Origin of the sequence: Sinobacterium norvegicum, assembly GCF_923077115.1 — a bacterium.
In the GTDB taxonomy this organism is placed as follows: Bacteria; Pseudomonadota; Gammaproteobacteria; order Pseudomonadales; family Sinobacteriaceae; genus Sinobacterium; species Sinobacterium norvegicum.
In genome coordinates this window covers 1,840,389-1,859,594 of sequence record NZ_CAKLPX010000001.1, presented here as the reverse complement: position 1 = coordinate 1,859,594, position 19,206 = coordinate 1,840,389, and the positions used below count along the sequence as shown (strand labels likewise).

At 51.5% G+C, this 19,206-nt stretch carries 16 protein-coding genes; 7 read left to right on the top strand and 9 right to left on the bottom strand.

The window, feature by feature from the left end:
* The first annotated feature begins 52 nt into the window (after nt 1-52).
* From L9P87_RS08355 to L9P87_RS08345, 3 genes are read left to right on the top strand one after another with little or no spacing between them, the layout of a single operon-like run.
* A complete protein-coding gene (locus L9P87_RS08355) occupies nt 53-1,843 on the top strand; it encodes an FAD-dependent oxidoreductase (RefSeq protein WP_237444219.1) in 1,791 nt (596 codons plus the stop codon).
* Nucleotides 1,840-3,690, top strand: coding sequence for a 2-oxoacid:acceptor oxidoreductase subunit alpha (locus tag L9P87_RS08350; RefSeq protein ID WP_237444218.1), 1,851 nt, complete (start codon nt 1,840-1,842; stop codon nt 3,688-3,690). The genes L9P87_RS08355 and L9P87_RS08350 overlap by 4 nt, the downstream gene beginning before the upstream one ends.
* A gap of 2 nt (nt 3,691-3,692) precedes the next feature.
* Nucleotides 3,693-4,745 (top strand): 2-oxoacid:ferredoxin oxidoreductase subunit beta, encoded by a 1,053-nt coding sequence (locus L9P87_RS08345; protein WP_237444217.1) that lies wholly within the window; start codon nt 3,693-3,695, stop codon nt 4,743-4,745.
* Between the two features lie 173 nt (nt 4,746-4,918).
* On the opposite strand, the gene folE is transcribed toward L9P87_RS08345, so the two are convergent.
* From folE to ettA, 9 genes are all read right to left on the bottom strand, one after another.
* Complete coding sequence (gene folE, locus L9P87_RS08340) at nt 4,919-5,602, bottom strand: GTP cyclohydrolase I FolE (RefSeq protein ID WP_237444216.1); 684 nt, start codon at nt 5,600-5,602, stop codon at nt 4,919-4,921.
* 51 nt (nt 5,603-5,653) lie between these two features.
* Nucleotides 5,654-6,055: a dihydroneopterin triphosphate 2'-epimerase gene (folX, locus tag L9P87_RS08335; protein ID WP_237444215.1), complete on the bottom strand. Its 402-nt coding sequence runs from the start codon at nt 6,053-6,055 to the stop codon at nt 5,654-5,656.
* A gap of 160 nt (nt 6,056-6,215) precedes the next feature.
* Nucleotides 6,216-7,181: a YbgA family protein gene (locus L9P87_RS08330; protein WP_237444214.1), complete on the bottom strand. Its 966-nt coding sequence runs from the start codon at nt 7,179-7,181 to the stop codon at nt 6,216-6,218.
* Between the two features lie 161 nt (nt 7,182-7,342).
* Nucleotides 7,343-7,777, bottom strand: a complete 435-nt coding sequence (locus L9P87_RS08325; protein ID WP_237444213.1) for a PaaI family thioesterase — start codon at nt 7,775-7,777, stop codon at nt 7,343-7,345.
* A gap of 132 nt (nt 7,778-7,909) precedes the next feature.
* Entirely contained in the window at nt 7,910-9,256 is a 1,347-nt protein-coding gene (gene hutW / locus L9P87_RS08320; RefSeq protein WP_237444212.1) for a heme anaerobic degradation radical SAM methyltransferase ChuW/HutW, read from the bottom strand.
* 143 nt (nt 9,257-9,399) lie between these two features.
* The gene (locus L9P87_RS08315; RefSeq protein WP_237444211.1) at nt 9,400-9,600 is read right to left on the bottom strand and encodes a hypothetical protein; all 201 of its coding nucleotides are present in this window, start codon (nt 9,598-9,600) and stop codon (nt 9,400-9,402) included.
* Nucleotides 9,601-9,756: 156 nt separating this feature from the next.
* On the bottom strand, nt 9,757-10,257 hold the full coding sequence (locus L9P87_RS08310) for a gamma-glutamylcyclotransferase family protein (RefSeq protein ID WP_237444210.1): 501 nt from the start codon (nt 10,255-10,257) through the stop codon (nt 9,757-9,759).
* 8 nt (nt 10,258-10,265) lie between these two features.
* Entirely contained in the window at nt 10,266-10,655 is a 390-nt protein-coding gene (locus L9P87_RS08305; protein ID WP_237444209.1) for an acyl-CoA thioesterase, read from the bottom strand.
* A 115-nt stretch (nt 10,656-10,770) separates the two neighbouring features.
* Nucleotides 10,771-12,435, bottom strand: a complete 1,665-nt coding sequence (ettA, locus tag L9P87_RS08300) for an energy-dependent translational throttle protein EttA (protein ID WP_237444208.1) — start codon at nt 12,433-12,435, stop codon at nt 10,771-10,773.
* Nucleotides 12,436-12,667: 232 nt separating this feature from the next.
* On the opposite strand from ettA, the gene L9P87_RS08295 reads away from it, so the two are divergent.
* From L9P87_RS08295 to ribD, 4 genes are all read left to right on the top strand, one after another.
* Complete coding sequence (locus L9P87_RS08295; RefSeq protein ID WP_237444207.1) at nt 12,668-16,042, top strand: bifunctional diguanylate cyclase/phosphodiesterase; 3,375 nt, start codon at nt 12,668-12,670, stop codon at nt 16,040-16,042.
* Between the two features lie 159 nt (nt 16,043-16,201).
* Entirely contained in the window at nt 16,202-17,461 is a 1,260-nt protein-coding gene (glyA, locus tag L9P87_RS08290; RefSeq protein ID WP_237444206.1) for a serine hydroxymethyltransferase, read from the top strand.
* A gap of 142 nt (nt 17,462-17,603) precedes the next feature.
* Nucleotides 17,604-18,071 carry a transcriptional regulator NrdR gene (nrdR, locus tag L9P87_RS08285; protein WP_237444205.1) on the top strand — a complete coding sequence of 156 codons (468 nt, stop codon included), beginning with the start codon at nt 17,604-17,606 and terminating at the stop codon, nt 18,069-18,071.
* Nucleotides 18,064-19,200: a bifunctional diaminohydroxyphosphoribosylaminopyrimidine deaminase/5-amino-6-(5-phosphoribosylamino)uracil reductase RibD gene (gene ribD, locus L9P87_RS08280; RefSeq protein WP_237444204.1), complete on the top strand. Its 1,137-nt coding sequence runs from the start codon at nt 18,064-18,066 to the stop codon at nt 19,198-19,200. Before nrdR ends, ribD begins: the two co-directional genes overlap by 8 nt.
* Nucleotides 19,201-19,206: the final 6 nt, after the last annotated feature.

Below are 19,206 nucleotides of genomic sequence, written 5' to 3'. Positions count from 1 at the left end.
GAAATCAGGGCTAACAACAAATATAAAAATAATAATACCCAGGAAGTGTATTGTGAAACCAACTGATATTTCCTCGCCCGACTACCACCATAAAGTGGTGGATTGTCAATATGCCTGCCCCGCCCATACCCCTGTTCCCGAATATATAAGACTGATACACCAACAGCGCTATGGCGATGCCTATATGGTGAATTGGGAGTCTAACGTCTTTCCTGGCGTGCTCGGAAGGGTCTGTGATCGGCCCTGTGAGACGGCCTGTCGCCGTGGTCGTATCGACGAGGAGCCAGTGGCTATCTGTCGGCTGAAACGTGTTGCCGCCGACATGACGGAACAACAGCAGATTCTTAGCCAGTTGCCGGCAATACCTGAGCTCAAAAACGGTAAAACAGTTGCGCTTGTTGGCGCAGGCCCAGCCTCGCTGACAGTGGCCAGGGACTTGATGCCATTAGGCTACAGTATTCACCTGTACGATGAGCAGCTCAAGGCAGGTGGCATGATGCGCAGCCAAATCCCCTCGTTTCGCCTGCCAATGAGCGTACTAGACGATGAGCTGGGTTATATTTTGGACATGGGGGTGGATACCTTCTTCGGTAATAAAGTCGATAGCTTAAAAGGGTTGTTAGATAAAAATTACGATGCCATTGTTGTTGGCACCGGCGCGCCGAGGGGGCGAGATCTGGCCAAACTCGATGGTCGTAAAGAGGGTGATGACAACATTCATATTGGTATTGAATGGCTGTCCAGTATTGCCTTCGATCATACCGATAGCGTTGGCAAAAGAGTGTTGGTTCTCGGTGGTGGCAATACTGCCATGGATTGCTGTCGCAGTGCCCGCCGCCTTGGTGGTGAAGATGTCAAAATCGTGGTGCGCTCGCCCTATGCCGATATGAAGGCATCGCCGTGGGAGAAAGAAGATGCGATGCATGAAGATATCCCCATCTTTGATAACCACAGCCCGAAAGAGTTTGTCTGTGATAACGGCAAACTGGTTGGTATGAACTTCGAAAAAGTGGATGCGGTCTACGATGAAAATGGCAAGCGGTCGTTAATACCGACCGGTGAGATCGTCTATTTTGAATGTGATGATGTGATTATTGCCGTCGGCCAAGAGAATGTTTTTCCCTGGATAGAAAAAGATGTAGGGATTGAATTTGGTCAGTGGGATATGCCGGTTGTCGATAAGGTCACTTACCAGTCAACACTGGATAAGGTTTTCTTTGCCGGTGATGCTGCCTTTGGCCCTGAAAATATTATTACTGCCGTGGCACAGGCGCATCAGGCAGCCATCTCGATCGATCTGATGCTGGCAGGCAAGGATTTACACCGCGAGCGTCCTGACCCGACGGTTAATCTTGTTTCTCAAAAAATGGGTGTGCATGAATGGAGTTACAGCTCGTCGGTCGCCAACGACAGTCGCTATGTGGTCCCCATCGAGGATAAGGAAAAATCGCTGGCCAACCGTTTTGTCGAGGTTGAACTCGGCTATTCCTTGGAGGATGCGGTTCAGGAGACCCAGCGCTGCTTGAACTGCGATGTGCAAACGGTGTTTTACGGAGATCGATGTATTGAGTGTGACTCTTGTATGGATGTCTGCCCAACCGATTGTATCTCTTTTGTTGAGCTGACGGAGGAGGCAGATCTGCGTCAGCGTTTATCGGCCCCGGCGACCAATCTGGCGCAGGATTTATATATCTCGGACGTATTGCCAACCAAGCGAGCAATGGTGAAGGATGAGGATGTGTGTCTGCACTGCGGTTTATGTGCCGAGCGCTGCCCAACAACAGCCTGGGATATGCAGAAATTTCTCTTCAAAGACAGCAAGGCAGGGGGTTCGTGCCGATGAAACAATTACAGGCAGTCAATGAGTTCGTGGTTCGTTTCGCCAACGTAAACGGTACTGGCTCGGCCTCGGCCAACAACATGTTTGCCAAGGCTGTTTTTCGCATGGGCATCCCGGTCACACCAAAAAATATTTTCCCCTCTAACATACAAGGCCTGCCGACCTGGTATGAGGTGCGGATATCAGAACAGGGTTATATCGGCCGCCGCGGCGGTGCCGATGTTGTTGTCGGTGTGAATGCTCAGTCGATGGCTCGCGATATAAAAGAGGTGACCCCCGGGGGTTGCTTTATTTACGACTCTACCAAACCGTTAGACCTGCGGATGATGCGTGATGATATTTTATTTGTTGGCCTGCCGCTGACGGAAATTTGTCTGCAGGAATACAGCAATCCATCGCTGCGCCAATTATTTAAAAACATCATTTATGTCGGTGCATTAGCCGCCTTACTGGATATGGATTTTACCGTGTTAACGGCGATGGTAGAAGATCAGTTCAAGGGTAAAGAAAAGCTAATAGCGCCAAATATACACGCCTTAGAATTAGGCTATAGCTACGCCAAACAACACTATAACTGCCCGCTGGGGCTGCGACTTGAAAGCCGTGATTTAGTCAAAGATTCGATTCTGGTTGACGGTAACTCGGCCTGCGGTTTGGGTGCTGTCTTTGCCGGCGCCACTGTTGCTGGTTGGTATCCGATCACGCCTTCGACATCGGTTATCGATGCCTTTGGTAAATACGCCAAGCGGCTGCGTATTGATGCGGCCACCGGAGCCAATAACTTTGCTATTGTGCAGGCCGAGGATGAACTGGCGGCAATCGGTATGGTCATCGGTGCCAGCTGGAACGGCGCCCGCGCATTCACCGCCACATCGGGCCCCGGCGTGTCATTAATGAGTGAATTTTTAGGCTTGGCTTATTTTGCTGAAATACCATTGGTGCTAATTGATGTGCAGCGATCAGGGCCGTCGACAGGCATGCCGACCCGGACTCAGCAATCGGATATTTTATCCGCAGCCTATGCCTCACACGGTGATACCAAACAGGTGCTCATCATACCTTCGACGCCAAAGGAGTGTTTCGATTTCACCGCACTGTCTTTCGATTTGGCAGAGCGAATCCAGACGCCAGTTATCATTATGACCGACCTCGATCTGGGCATGAACGACAACATGTCTGAACCGTTTAGCTGGGATGATGAGCGTAAGCTCGACCGCGGCAAGGTGATGACGGCAGACATGCTCGAGGCGAGTAGCGAGCGTTTTGGTCGTTATCTGGATGTTGATGGCGATGGTATTTGTTATCGCACCTATCCGGGTACCCACCCGACCAAGGGCGCCTTTTTTACCCGTGGTACCTCGCGTGATGAGTACGCCGTTTATACCGAAGACGGCGATGAATACGTGGCCAACATGCAGCGCCTGGAAAAGAAGTGGCAGACCAGCAAGGGCTTAATGCCCAAGCCAGAGGTCTACCAACAGGGTAATACCTCCGACATCGCGATGTTGTTTTACGGCACCAGTAAATATGCTGCCGAGGAGGCGCTGGATTACTTCCGCAGTCACAACTTAAAAATTGACGCCATGTGTATCAAGGCCTTCCCTTTCAGTGATGAGGTTGAGGCATTTATTGCTGAGCACACGCAGGTGTTTGTAATCGAGCAAAACCGCGATGGTCAGATGCGTTCATTGATTATCAACGAACTGGAGACCAACCCGGCGAAACTGCTGGCGGTGTTGAACTATGATGGCATGCCGTTGACGGCCAGTTTTGTGGTCGAGAAAGTGTCGGCGCAGCTCGAGAACAGCATCAGTCCACTCACTATTGTCCCCGCGTTGAAGGAGGCCTAACGATGAGCTTTATTCGCCCTGCATTTCGCCACCCCAATCTGCCAACCAACGATTTGGGTTATACCAAAAAAGACTATGAGGGGCCGCTGTCGACACTGTGTGCCGGCTGCGGTCATGATTCAATATCGGCGGCTATATTGACCGCGGTATTCGAGTTGTCTATCGCCCCCCACAATGTTGCTAAGATGTCTGGCATCGGCTGTTCGTCGAAAACCCCCAGTTACTTCTTGGGTAATTCGCACGGTTTTAACTCTGTCCACGGTCGTATGCCGTCGGTGGCCACGGGTGCTGCATTGGCCAACCGAGACATGACCTATGTCGGCGTCTCTGGTGACGGCGACACTGCCTCGATTGGCATGGGGCAGTTTGCCCATGTTGTTCGTCGCAACCTCAATATGATGTATATCGTGATGAACAATGGTTGTTACGGTTTGACCAAGGGGCAGGATTCGGCGACAGCCGACATCGGGTCCACCTCCAAGGCGGGCAGCGTCAATGCCTTTGAACCTATTGATCTGGCCAGTATTGCGCTGCAGTTAGGGGCGACTTTTGTGGCTCGCAGCTTCTCTGGTGACAAGGAGCAGCTCGAGCCATTGATCAAGGCGGCGTTGTCGCATCAGGGTTTTGCCCTGATCGATGTGATTTCGCCCTGTGTGACGTTTAATAATAATCCTGGCTCGACTAAAAACTATGAGTATGTGCGCGATCATCTCGACGCCACGTCGACGCTGGATTTTGTGCCGATGAAGGAGCAGATTACCACTCAGTACGATGAGGGCGAGTCGACGGCGGTTACCATGCACGATGGATCTGAGCTGAAGCTGAATAAGCTGGCGCAGGAATGGGATCCGTTTGACCGGCAGTCGGCCTTGAATGCCATTGCCCAAGCAAAACTGAAAGGTGAAATCTTGACCGGCTTGCTCTATCTCGACACTGACAGTCAGGACTTGCACGGTCAGATAAATACCAATAAGGCGCCGTTACGAGAGCTTGATGAAACCGTCTTATGTCCCAGTGCTTCTGTGTTGGAAAACATCAATGCGGGGCTGCGCTAGCATTCACCGCTATTGTGAGCATAAAAAAGCCCCTATCAGCCACTGATAAGGGCTTTTTTTATGGCTTAAATACTAGCCGGTGTTCGTAGCGTTGGTGACGGAAGAAGACGCCGCCATCACCGAAGGCAGAGGTTGTCACATCCGAGGTGAGTCAGAGTCACAGCCCCCAGTTTCTATTTGGCTAGAAACTCAGACCGTGTTTTATCATTACTTTTGAAGCAGCCACCTAGTGCTGTCGTCTGTGTGCTAGAACTGGCATCCATAACACCACGAGCTTTGACGCAGTAGTGTCTGGCATCCATGCTGACGGCGACATCGTCGGTGTTGAGCAGTGCTTGCAAAGCCACCAATATTTGTTGGGTCAAGCGTTCTTGTACCTGAGGTCGTTGGGCGAAGAAGCGAACAATACGGTTGATCTTAGAGAGGCCGATGATTTTATCCTTGGGGATGTAGGCGACGGTGGCCATGCCATCGATGGTAACAAAGTGGTGTTCGCAGGTGCTAGTAAAGCTAATATCTTTGACCCTGACCATTTCATCGACACTCATCTTGTTGTCGATGACGGTGATCTTGGGGAATTGGCTGTAGTCGAGGCCAGAAAAAATTTCACCGACAAACATCTTGGCAATGCGATGCGGGGTTTCTGCCAAACTATCATCCGTTAAATCAAGACCCAGAGTGGCGACGATATCGGTAAATGAGGCCTTGATACGCTGGTATTTTTCTTCATTGGTCAGATCGTTGTCAACTAATGGAGTTTCTAAACCGCGTTGTAGCAGTGCTTGCTGTACCAGATTCGCCTCGTCACTTATGACAGTTTCACTGATGGTAAGTGGTTGATTGATAGCAATGTTCATAGCAATTTCCTGGGCTAAAGTGTATGCATGTTTGGGTGGTGATACGCTGGTTTAACGGTTGGCGCTGAGGCTGAGTGAGACGGAGTCGGCAAAGCGCAGTGCATGCGGTTTGTCGACACGGATACTGGCGTATTCAACCTGTTTGGCAGCCATTATAATGGCCAGTAAATCGGCAACCAGTTTTTCGAGTAGGCGGAAACGGCCGTTTTCCACATGCTCGATCAGGCTTTTGCACACCAGTTTATAGTTGAGCGCGCGATTTTCGTCGTCGCTGTCACAGGCCTCATCGGCGCTGTAGTGTATTTCTGCATTGATAATAATATCTTGCTGTTTGCTCAGTTCTTCAGGGTTAAAGCCAATGAAAGTGCGCAGTCGCAGATTGCTGATATGAATCACGGCGGCATTCATTTGGTAATCAATAGGATGTGTAGTGAGCGGGTTAAGCTGTGTCATAGGGTTTCCATGGTTGCCTGTTATTGTATGGTACGCAGTGGCTCTGTGCTTGGATGAGTTGCGCTGGCAAAAAAACGGCTGACCTTCTTAAAAGTATTATTCACAAGCTATAGAATAACAGAGATTACAGCTCTGTTGCATCATAGCCTGTGATGGATGGTTAGACGTTATTGAGTAGCATTAATTCACTCGGGTGCGGCTTTAAATAGAATGATTGGCTAATGTACTCGTTCGGGTTGCGTCGGAAGTGATGGCGCAGCAGGGTAATGGGTACAATCAAGGGCAATAGGCCGCGATGATATTGTGTGATTGCCTGCGTCATTTCTTCCTTATCTTCTTTGTCGAGGTGATTTTTCAAGTAGCCTTGGATGTGTTGTAGCGCATTGACATGGTTTTTGCGACTGGCAATAATCTTCAGCAATGCTGTCATCTGACTGAGATACTGCTCACAGAGTTGGTCGATGTCACAGCCTTTTTTGTCGGCCAGCATGGCGCCGAGTGCCCGGGCTTTTTCTTGGTCGTGGCTCATGAAAATATATTTATGGCGAGCGTGGAACTGTTGGATGTGTTTAAGCTCAGGCGAGGCTGCCATCATGTCTCGCCAGCGGCTGTAGATAAAGACACGCTGAATGAAGTTCTCTCGTAGGCGGGCATCGCCAAGGCGCCCCTCTTCCTCTACTGGCAGGTTGGGGAAGTTCTTCATCAGTCGGTTAGCATAGATGCCAATACCGTTTCTACCCGGAGCCGAGGGGCCTCCCTCGGTGTACAGTTTTACTCTTTCCATGCCGCAGCTGGGGGAGTCCTTCTTGAGAATATAGCCGCGTAAATTGCTGTGCCAATCATGTTGTTCTTGGGCGCATTGGTCTAGCGCGTCGGTGAAATCACGCTCGGCGTCGCGGGTGCCCACGCAGCGCGTCTCACCGTCGATGCCAACAAGGCGGATGGGCTCACGGGGAATGCTGAGGCCAATACTGACCTCGGGGCAAAAAGGCGTAAAGCTGAAGTAGTCACTCAAGGTGCCGGTGATATAGCTGTTGTTCTTGTGGCCGGAGTCAAAGCGTACTCTTTCGCCGATCAGGCAGCTGCTGATGCCGATGCTGATTTTCTCTCGACTGATGGTATCCATGTTATGTCTCTTATTCTCGATAGATGGCGTTTACTGAATTAAATATACGTCAAAAATCTCTGTTCGGATGTATCACCGAAGAAAATAAGCATGGGCCACAAAGCTATTGCACGATCGTCTATGCAGTGGTCACTGGTGTTGTTTCGACCATTGCTTTGCAGCTAAAGTCTTTTTATTAGGCAGGTCGCTGTAGCCGTTGCCAATAGCTTGCCAGCCTTATTCTTCAGTGTGCCCTCGGCGACACCCAGCGACTTAGAGAGGTTGACGATGCGCCCCTCGGCAATCATTTCCTCGTGCTGCGGCAGTGGTCGCATCATCTTTATATTGAGGTCGATGGTGCTATAGCTCACCATGGGTTCCATCATTGTATGGACGGCGCAGCCGGTGACCGAATCGAGCACTGTGGCGGCGAAACCGCCGTGGACGCCACCCATGGGGTTGAGGTGATTCTCATTGGCGGTGGCGAGGAAGATCACCCGTCCGGCCTCGGCCTCGGCCATAATCATCGGAATGGCATTGGTAATAGAAGGGGGTGGTAATTCACCTCGGATGACAGCCTGAATTACTTCCAGGCCACTCATTGTTGTTAAGTCCATGGGTGTGTCTCATCGTTTGTTTATTGCTATCGAGGGGCATTGTTGTTGCCAGGGCTGTTATCTCGATAGTGCTCTGTTATATGTGTTAGATGATAACTTCAACGCTGCGGGAATGACATACGGCGGGGCTATTTATTGCCGGATACTGTTTTTCGTTAAATAGTCAAACAGTCCTGTTTGTAAGTTTACATTCCAAAATCGCCCGGCAAGTGTCAGCTTTAAATGTTGCCGATCCAGTATGGCCAGGCCATTGTTTTGCCAGGCGTTAAACAGCGGCTTGAGTTGTTCGATCATTGTTTGTTCCAACTGATCGAGCGGCAATATGCCGCGGTCTAGGCCTCGCTTAATAGTGCTGTCAAAGGCTGCCGATGAGTTAGGGGCAATGACCATTCCCGGTACTCGACAGGGGGTGGCGATACTGACATCGCTGGCCAGTGCCTGCCGCCACGCTTTTATCTTGCGGCCATTCATTAAACTGTGCCCATGAATATTGCCGCCGGCACCGGCGCCGAAGGGTAGGGTCTCGACCCCACTTTTTGCCAAGCTGTTATAGCGACTACGTTCACGCTCATCTCTGCGCCAATGGCAGCTGGACAGCCGTTGCCACTGCCGTGATTCAAAAAACTCTGCCCCGGAGGCATACATGCCGGCGCGGGCCTGACTGTCGGCTTGGAACTGACTGTTGTCGGTGCCGAGTATTTCTCCCTTGCTGCTGGCTCGGTCAATCAGGCTGCCACTCAGTTGGATGAGCTGATAGAGGTCGACACCGTGGACGTTTGACTGGATAACCGCTGCCAGGTCTTGCTGCCAAATATCCCTGGTCTGTCCTGGCAGACCGAAGATGAGGTCGACCACAATGCTGGCTGTTGGATGTTGGCTCAACTGCTTGAGTCTGTCGATGACAATGTCGCGGCCATCGATGCGGCCAGCGGCTTGACGTACTTGGGTTTCGAAGCTCTGCACGCCAAAGGAAAAACGATTGAAGCCGCTGCTCAGGGCGGCCTGCCATTTATCGTCGTCGAAGCCGTGCAGTCGTCCCTCCAGGGTGATTTCGGTATCGTCGTTAAGAGGGAATTTGGCGATGGCTTGACCGAGACGGCTGATTGCTTCGGCACTCATATCGCTGGGGGTGCCGCCGCCCACATACACTGCGTCAAACATACGGCTTTGGGCCAAAACCGTGTCCGCGGCAATGGTCAGCTGCGCTGTTATAGACTGCATATAGTCACTAATGTCGGCAGGGTTGGAGCCGCTGACGAAAAAATTACAGAAGCTGCAGCGCTTGCGGCAGAAGGGGATATGAATATACAGCGTGCGTTGCTGCGCCGTACTTGGCTGCCGCCACCATTGTTGCCATTGCAGTTCACTGATTGTCACCGGCTGACTGTTCCGGCCAGCATGAGGAGCGTTCTTAGCGGCAAAGGCTTGGCGAAGTGGGTCGGCACTGGCGGTACCAGTCATCGAAGGGCTTAGCAGCATGGTGATTACTCAAAATGAATTTAAGTAATGATAATCATTATCGTTCGGTGGTGCGTTGTGATGGATCAACCTAGCTGTGATATGTGGCAGTGCCTTAGCTGCTCTCGCCGAGTGCTCTGATCATCGGGGCGTGGCGTTTATTGTTAGCGTACTCGCTGGCGTAACGTGTGCTGGTCACCGCCAAACTCGATGGTTTTAAGATTGATTAAGTGGCCGTCCATGGTATAGAAGAAGGATTCCCCCCGACTATCAACCGCATTGAACCCCTTTTCGCGGATGCTGCGCACGGTATGCCATTCGCCGGTGGAATCTGCCCAAATCTGACCTACTTCGATTTTATTCATCTTTATACCTCATCAAATAGGGTTGCCTGTCTGCCCGAGCGGTGGTGATTGCCGGCGGTCAAATAGGCGTGATGGGTCTCATCATAAAGAGAGCAGCATTAAATACTTGCCATTTGATGACAGCAGCTGTTTTTTTTGAGTTAATTTATAGCCGCGCTAATCGTGCACGGCCCATTGCGTCGCCGCCCGGCTCCGATCTGGGTCTGGCTTGGATTCAACCGCTTCAATCTTGGCAATATAATCCAGTGGCAAGCCTGTTTCGAAGGCGCCAATTAACACGTGATTAAGGTACCAGTCGTAGGGTTGGTAGTTGGCATCTAGCCTGAGCGCGTAGTAAGTCAACGCCTCGAACGATTCACCGGTGGCATTGGTCACCGTGACAGTCTTGTCACCATAACCGACGCCGAGGCTTTCGGCCTCGTCGAGGGTGGGTTTTTCATCCGCTTTCATGCTGAATAGCGTGCCGAACACGGTATCGCTGTCGTTGCCGGTATAGAGTGCATTGCACTTGCCAGAGCCGTCCCGGCCTTTTTTGTCGAATCGCAGCTCGTGGCTGGCGAGCGCAAAAATACCGAGTTTCTCTGCGCTGGGTACGCGTTGTCGAAGTCGCGCCATCGACATATTAGAGCCGTAGGCGAAATAGTAGAGGGTCGTCATAGGTGTGCTTATCGCTCCGATTCTTCCCAGTCTGCTGGTAGCTGGCAGCCCTTGCGCGTTTTGAGGTCGAAGCCAGCAACGGTTATGTGTCCGCGGCTGGCAACACGACCATCGGCGATAATCTCGTGGCTGATCGTCATGCTTTTATTGCCCATCCGCGAGCACCAGCTAACGACGCTGACATCGGCACCAAAAATCACCTCGCCGAGATAATCGATATTGATATTGACCACGGCATTGTAGGGTACTTCGCCCTCATAACAGTTGTTAATGGCGTAGAAGAAATCGGCCCGGCCAACCTCCATATAACTGACGTAGGCACCCGAAGAGATGTGGCCCATGGCGTCGGTATCGGAGAAGCGGACTTGTACAGAGGAGGTGGTAACGGGGAGTTTCATAGCGGGCTCTTATTCACTGTTATTTTATGCGGTGTTGATCAATACAGCGTTTATAGTGCCAGAGTCCTGCGGTAAACGGTATGCCCCTTGTGGGGCATACCGTTATATCAAAGCCTTATTTAAGCTTGCGATATTTAACCCGGGTTGGCACCAGCTCTTTGACACCGGTGCGGGCCAGGCGGTCCTCCATATAATCGCTGAAGTTACCCTCGTGGAATACCGCCGTTGACTCTCCCTCATAGGCGAGGATGTGAGTGGCGACACGGTCGAGGAACCAGCGATCGTGCGAGATCACCATAATACAGCCAGGGAAGGCCAAAATAGCCTCTTCCAGTGCACGCAGCGTCTCTACATCCAGGTCGTTGGTCGGCTCATCGAGCAGCAAAACATTGTGACCGCCGCGCAATAACTTCGCTAAGTGGACGCGGTTACGCTCACCGCCGGAGAGGTCGCCAATGCGCTTCTGTTGGTCTGATCCTTTGAAGTTGAAGCGGCCCACATAGGAACGGGAGTTTACTTCGTAGGTGCCGACCTGTAACACATCTTGGCCATCGGAAATTTCATCCCAGACTGTTTTATTATCATCGAGGCTGTCACGGCTCTGGTCGACCATGCCGAGGTTGACGGTTTCACCGATGCGAATAGTGCCTGCGTCAGACTTTTCCTCACCGGTCAGCATTTTGAACAGAGTTGATTTACCGGCACCGTTACCGCCGATGATGCCGACGATGGCGCCCTTGGGTACGGTAAAGGTCAAGTCGCTGATCAGTGATTTGTCACCAAAGCTCTTCTGCAACCCTTCGACTTCGATGACAACGTCGCCGAGGCGAGGTCCGGGTGGGATGTAGATTTCTTGGGTCTCGTTGCGGCTTTGGAATTCCTGCGAACTTAACTCTTCAAAGCGGGCCAGGCGGGCCTTGCTCTTGGATTGACGTCCCTTGGCATTGGAGCGCACCCACTCCAATTCCGAGGCCATGGCGCGCTCATGGGATTTTTGTTGTTTATCTTCCATCTCTAGGCGCTGGTCTTTTGCTTCCAGCCAGTCGGAATAGTTACCCTCGTAAGGTATACCGCGGCCACGGTCGAGTTCCAAAATCCAGCCGGCGGCATTGTCGAGGAAGTAGCGGTCGTGGGTGATGGCGACGACGGTGCCGGTGAAAGTGGTAAGGAAGTGTTCCAGCCAGGCGACGCTTTCTGCGTCCAAGTGGTTGGTCGGCTCATCGAGTAACAGCATGTCTGGCTTAGACAGCAGTAACTTACACAGGGCGACACGGCGTTTCTCACCACCGGATATCTTGCTGACATCGGCATCCCAGGGCGGCAGGCGCAGAGCGTCGGCAGCGACTTCCAAGATGTGTTCGAGGTTGTGCCCGTCCCAGGCGTTGATAATGTCTTCAAGCTTGCCCTGTTCTTTGGCCAGCTTGTCGAAATCAGCGTCCTCCATGGCGTATTCGGCGTATACCTCATCGAGACGTTTGAGGGCATCGACTGCCGGGCGAACACCGTCTTCGACGTTGCCGCGGACATCCTTGCTTTCATCGAGTTGAGGTTCTTGCTGCAGATAGCCGATATTGAGATCCGGCTGGGGTCTGGCCTCGCCAATATAGTCCTGGTCGACACCGGCCATGATTCGTAATAGGGTAGATTTACCCGAGCCATTAAGCCCTAGCACCCCGATTTTGGCGCCGGGAAAGAACGACAGAGAAATGTCGGCCAGAATTTGGCGTTTGGGCGGCACAATCTTGCCAACGCGGTTCATGGTGAAAACGTATTGAGCCATACAGGAGATCCTTCGAGCTACACAGTGGGGTTAACTGTTAAAAGGCGACATTATAGCAGTATGGTTATGTCGAGTAGTGCACAAAAACGGCAAAAATATATTATATTCGCCTATATGTGTAAAAGTTGCCGTCGTTAGTTTGGAATTATCTGAGCCGCTGTTATAGTAAATTTAACCCTTAGGAAAGACGGTTGTATTACAGATAATAATAAGATAGGGCAGCGTCAACACTATGCAGGACTTCTTCAATCTTAGCCTGAGCCAGTTACTCACTGACTGCGATGAGGCCTATGTTGCGACCGATGCCGGTGGCAGCGTCCTGTATTTAAACCCGCAAGCTCAGCAGTTATTTGAAAACCAGTTGTCGCTATCAAATGCCCAGCAGTGGAATTCACTCTTTACACCACTGAGTTATGCCCGTTTCATTGAAAGTATCGAGTTGATTCGAGCGGGAGAATTGGTTGCTGAGCAGATGTTCAGTCTTAAGATCGGTGAACAATACGGCCGTTTTCTCATCGTTAATCACCCGGTTAGAGAGGATGACAAGCTCGAACAGATTGTCTGGCAGTTTCGTTATATTGATGCGGTAAAAAGCGGCAATGGTATTGTTGCTCAGGCAGATCGTTATAAAACCCTTTTTGATATCTCCGTGGCGCCGCAGTGGGCCATTGATATCGAATCGTTGTACCACTATATGCATGAACTCGGTATCGGGTGTGAACAGTCGTTGAAGCAACGATTGTTAACCGATAGCGAATTTATGCCCGAGGTACGTCGTCGGCTGTCGATTATCGAAATAAACTTTGCCGCGATAGAGCTCATCGGGGTCAAAAATGCCGCCACCAGCGATTACCTTTCACTTTTTCCCGATCGTCATCTCAATTATTGCTGCAGTGCGGTGGTGGCGATTATCAGCGGCCAAAGTGAATATCGCTTTGACGTCGAGGTGCGCGATAATGCCGGCGAGTATTTCAATTACACGGTCATATCGGCGTTGCCGCGCAAGGATAATCTAGTTCGCGGCGTGCTATTTACCGGTTTTGATACCAGTGAATTAAAACGTGTACAGCGCGATTTGCAAGCGCGGGAAAACTTCTTCTCGGCGACCTTGTCAGCGGTGCCTGATTTACTTTTTGTCTACGATTTAAAGAATCACAAAACACGTTTTGTTAATGGCGAGGCTGCCCGCCATTTTGGCATTGAAGAGCATTCATCACCGCTGGATTTGAGCGACGAAAGCAGTCTGTTTTTGCACCCGGAAGACCGCCTGAGTGGCGATCAACTAATCCATCTTCTCAAGCGCTTAGGTGATGGTGAGGTGGTTGAAAAACACCTGCGTATGATGCATGTCAGCGGTGAATGGCGTAACTATGTTACTCGCAGCAGCGGCATTATCGATAAATACAATGGCCGTACCGCCTACATTGTGACAGTCGCCACCGATGTGACTGAGCAACAGCGGATAAAGAGTCGTTACGACCACCAGCAGCGAAACTATCGAACCCTGGCCGATAATTTCAGCGATATTATTTGCACCACTGACACCGAGTTAAGAATTGACTATATCAGCCCATCTGTGGAGAAGTTGCTGGGTTATTATCCGCAGCAATTCCTTGTTCAGCAGGCGTTGATTACAGAGCAAATACCGACCTTAAAATTAGTCTTCGATTCGTTGTCGAAAGACTATCATCGGCTGACCAATAACCCGCATATTTCTGCCGAAGAGCAGCGTCAATATTTGCGCCTGCAGGAGGTCGAGGTAGAGCACCACTTAGGTTATAAGGTTTCATTAGAGCTGCAAAGCAGCCTGATGTGGGAGGAGGATGGCAGCCTGCAGGGCATGCTGATTCTTTGTCGTGATATCACTCAACGATTAAAAATTGATGACGACTTGCGTCTCGCTGCCAAGGTGTTTGAAAACAGTTTGCAGGGGATTTATATCACCGCTGCCAACGGCACTATTTCACAAGTGAATAAGGTTTTTACTGCTATTACCGGCTACCGACCAGACGAGGTTATTGGTCGGCGTCCCTCGTTTTTATCCAGCAATCGTCATGCGGGAGTCAGTTTTGCACGTACCATTAAACCGGTGTTAGAGCAGGCTGGTTTTTGGCAGGGTGAGGTTGAGAGTCGCCGTAAGAGTGGTGAGTGTTACCCGGTTCAGGTGGGTATTACAGAGGTCAGCAGTAAGCACGGTGAGCACATTGGTTACATCACCGCCTTTACAGACGAAACCGAGCGCAAGCGAAATGAGGAGCGTATTCTTAAACTGGCCTTTTATGATCCGTTGACAGGTCTGGCTAATCGCAGTTTATTTCATGATGAATTAGAGGCCAAGTTATTCCGAGCTAACCGGGACCAGCTGCTGCTACCGTTACTTTTTATTGATATGGATGGCTTTAAGTCGATCAATGATTCGATGGGGCACGGCGCTGGTGACATCTTGCTGGCCCAGGTTGGCAAGCGTTTGCAGGCGGTGGTTGACGAGGGGTGTCAGGTTGCCCGCATGGGGGGGGATGAATTTGCCGTCATCCTGCCCGACTGTGATGACCATTCTGACGCGGTCGGGCATTCGACCCACATTGCTCAGTCGTTACTCTCCTCGCTGGCGGCACCCTTTATCATTCAGGGAAAGGATGTGTATTTAACGGCCTCTGTCGGCGTTGCTATTTACCCGACGGATGCCATTGATAGCACGACGTTATTGCAAAACGCCGATGCGGCGATGTATCACGCCAAGTCGGCGGGCAAGAACAATTATCAGTATTACTCTGGCATGATGAACCATTCATCGCTCGATAAACTGGAGCTACAAAACGACTTGCATCGTGCCGTGGCTGCTGGAGCATTTGAACTGTGCTACCAGCCGGTTATCGACCTCAATACCCGACGTTTAATATCGGTAGAAGCCTTGGTGCGCTGGCATCACCCGCAACGCGGCAGCATTCCTCCTGAGGTGTTTATCTCGATGGCGGAGGAAACTGGCTTGATTGTACCGCTGGGTAATTGGGTGCTTAATGAGGCCTGCCGACAAATGGCGCAGTGGCGTCGCGATGGCTTGGCGGTGCAGCGGGTGGCGGTCAATATATCGGCGCTGCAGTTCTCCGAGGGGAGTTTGTTGCGGCAGGTGATTGATGCGCTGGACGTTTCAGGCCTGCCCAGCCATTGCTTGGCGCTCGAGCTCACAGAGAGTGTGCTAATGGAAGATGTGGCCTACACCCTGGGCATGTTGGCCGATTTGAAGGCGATGGACGTGAAAATTTCCATCGACGACTTTGGCACCGGTTATTCGTCGATGAGTTATCTCAAGCAATTCCCGATTGACAGTTTGAAGATTGACCGCAGCTTCGTTGCCAACCTGCCGGGTAGCACCCAGGATAGCGCCATTACTCAGGCCATTATCGCCATGGCTCATAGCTTTAATCTCACCGTTGTCGCCGAGGGGGTGGAGACTGAGGAGCAGGCGAGTTATCTCGATAGTCTGGGCTGTGAAAAGTGCCAAGGTTTCCTCTACGGCAAGCCGATGCCGGCGCAAGAAGTTAACCGTTTGGTCGAGAATTCGACAAAAATTGATTTGCAGTTAGTGCAGCTAATTGGCGACGGATAAAAAATATTTTTCCTTTTTAAAACAATATCTTGCTGATAATTCTCGCATTCTCTCTTTTGCTGTTTTTCTGCTCGCAGAATCCCTGCTTTGAGTGTATGATGTGCCCCTTTCAGAACTGCCGTAATTGTTTTGCAACTCTCGCAATGGGGAAATAAAAATATGTTTAGTAAAGATATGAAGATTGCTGATTTTGACCCTGAACTTCAGGCTGCTATGGACGCCGAAGTTGTTCGTCAAGAAGAACATATTGAGCTGATTGCCTCAGAGAACTACGCCACGCCGCGTGTTTTTGAAGCTCAAGGCTCTGCATTAACCAACAAGTATGCCGAAGGTTACCCCGGCAAGCGTTACTACGGCGGTTGCGAACACGTCGATGTTGTCGAAACGCTGGCCATTGAACGTGCACAGGAGTTGTTCGGTGCCGGTTACGCCAACGTTCAGCCGCACTCTGGCTCACAGGCTAACGCCGCCGTGTTCATGGCGCTGCTTCAGCCCGGCGATACAGTGCTAGGTATGAGCTTGGACGAAGGTGGGCACCTGACCCACGGCGCCAAAGTGAGCTTCTCTGGCAAAATATACAATGCGGTACAGTATGGCCTAAACGCTGAGACTGGCGAGATCGATTACGATCAAGTTGAGGCAATGGCTGTTGAGCACAAACCGAAGATGATTATCGCCGGCTTCTCTGCCTATTCGATGGTCGCTGATTGGGCACGTTTCCGCGAGATTGCGGATAAGGTCGGTGCTTATTTGATGGTAGATATGGCGCACGTTGCCGGTCTTATTGCCGCAGGTGTCTATCCCAACCCTGTACCGTTTGCCGATGTCGTGACCTCGACCACCCACAAGACGCTTGGCGGTCCACGCGGCGGTATTATTCTGACCAAGGGTGGCGACGAAGCGATTGAGAAGAAGCTTAACTCTGCTGTCTTCCCCGGCGGTCAAGGCGGTCCATTAATGCATGTTATCGCCGCGAAAGCAGTATGCTTTAAAGAAGCGATGAGCGATGACTACAAGGCGTATCAGCAGCAGGTTGTGCTAAACGCTCAGGCAATGGCCAAGGTATTGATCGAACGTGGCTTTGATGTGGTTTCCGGCGGCACCAAGAACCACCTGTTCTTGCTCAGCCTGATCAAGCAAGACATCACCGGTAAAGAAGCTGATGCGGCGCTGGGTCTGGCCAATATCACGGTCAACAAAAACTCGGTACCAAACGACCCGCGTTCACCGTTTGTCACCAGTGGTCTGCGTATCGGCTCTCCGTCAGTGACGCGCCGTGGTTTTAACGAGGCAGACTGTGCCGCTCTGGCGGGCTGGATTGCTGATATCCTCGATAATATGGGTGATCAAGCGGTAATCGATGGTGTTAAGGCCAAGGTACTTGAAATTTGTAACCGCCTACCGGTTTACGAAAAGTAAGAAACGCCTTAAAGACAAAAAAGCCGCCCAGCGTTATGCTCGGCGGCTTTTTTTGTTATTGCGTTGTGCCGATTTCCAGCCAGGGCCGTCGCTGTGTTAGTATTGGCAAAATTCCCTCCCATTATATTCACTTAGGTTTTCTATGCGCTGCCCGTTCTGCTTTGAAGCTGAAACCAAGGTTATCGATTCCCGCCTCGTTGCCGAGGCTGATCAAGTACGCCGCCGCCGCGAGTGTTTAAGTTGTAGCGAGCGTTTTACCACCTATGAAGTGGCCGAGCTGTTAATGCCTCGGATTATCAAGGGTGACGGTACCCGTGAGCCATTCAATGAGGATAAGCTTCGCTTTGGTATCTTGAAAGCGTTGGAAAAACGGCCCGTCGATATGGAATCGATAGAGGCTGCCATCGCCAAAATTAAGCACCAGCTGCAGGCCACCGGTGAGCGCGAAATTGATGCCCGCTCGGTCGGCGAAAGAGTGATGAATACCCTGCGCTCGCTCGATCATGTTGCCTATGTTCGCTTCGCCTCGGTTTATCGTGATTTTCAGGATCTCGATGAGTTCCGTCGCGAGATCGACAGCCTGTCTGCCGATGGCAGTAAAAATGACTAATGCCCGTGATCAATACTATATGGCCGAGGCAATTGCACTGGCCAAAAAAGGCTTGATGACGACATCACCCAACCCTCGAGTAGGTTGTGTTTTAGTTAAAGACGATGTGGTTGTGGGGCGTGGCTATCACCTGCGCGCCGGTGAAGGTCATGCCGAGGTTAACGCACTGGCTGATGCTGGCGTTAATGCCCAAGGCTGCACTGCTTATGTGACACTTGAACCCTGCAGCCATACCGGCAGAACAGGCCCCTGTTGTCAGGCGCTGGCTAATGCCGGTGTTGCTCGGGTGGTGGTGGCCATGCAAGACCCCAATCCGCAGGTGGGTGGCAGCGGCCTGCAATACCTACGCGACCAAGGGATTGCCGTTGACGTTGGCGTTTTGGAACAACAGGCCAGAGCATTAAACCCGGGCTTTATTCGTCGCATGACGCATGGCCTTCCTCTGGTGACGGCAAAGTTGGCCAGCAGTGTCGATGGTCGGACGGCGATGGCCAGCGGTGAAAGCCAGTGGATTACTGGGCCGGCGGCACGCACTCAGGTACAGCAGTTGCGCGCCAGAAGCTGCGCCATTATCACCGGTATCGGCAGTATATTGCTGGATGATTCCTCGTTGACGTTACGCCGTGACGAGCTGGGCTTGGATGCCGAATTAAGTGAGCAGGTGGTTCGACGTCAGCCTATCCGAGTGGTGCTGGATAGTCGTTTACGGATGCCGCTGAGTGCGAAAATTTTGAGGCAAACAGGGCGCACAATTATCGCCTATCATTATGCGGACGCAGAGCGGCTGGAGGCGTTGTCCAATGCTGGTGCCGAGTTAGTGCAGTTGCCGCTGCGAGATGGTCATGTCGATGGCTTAGCGCTGTTGCGCTGGCTGGCAGAACAGCAACAGTGTAATGAGGTGTTGTTGGAGACCGGCAGTCAGTTGGCTGGAGGTTGGTTGCAGCAGGGCTTGATTGATCGACTGAAAATTTTCATGGCGCCCAAGCTGCTGGGGAGCCAAGCCCGACCATTGTTTACTTTACCGTTGGCGGCAATGAGTGAGCAGGTTGAATTGGCCATTGACGATATCAGAGCTGTCGGCGACGACTGGCTTATCAGTGCCGCGCCGGTTTATTCGACGCCTTTATAGAGACGT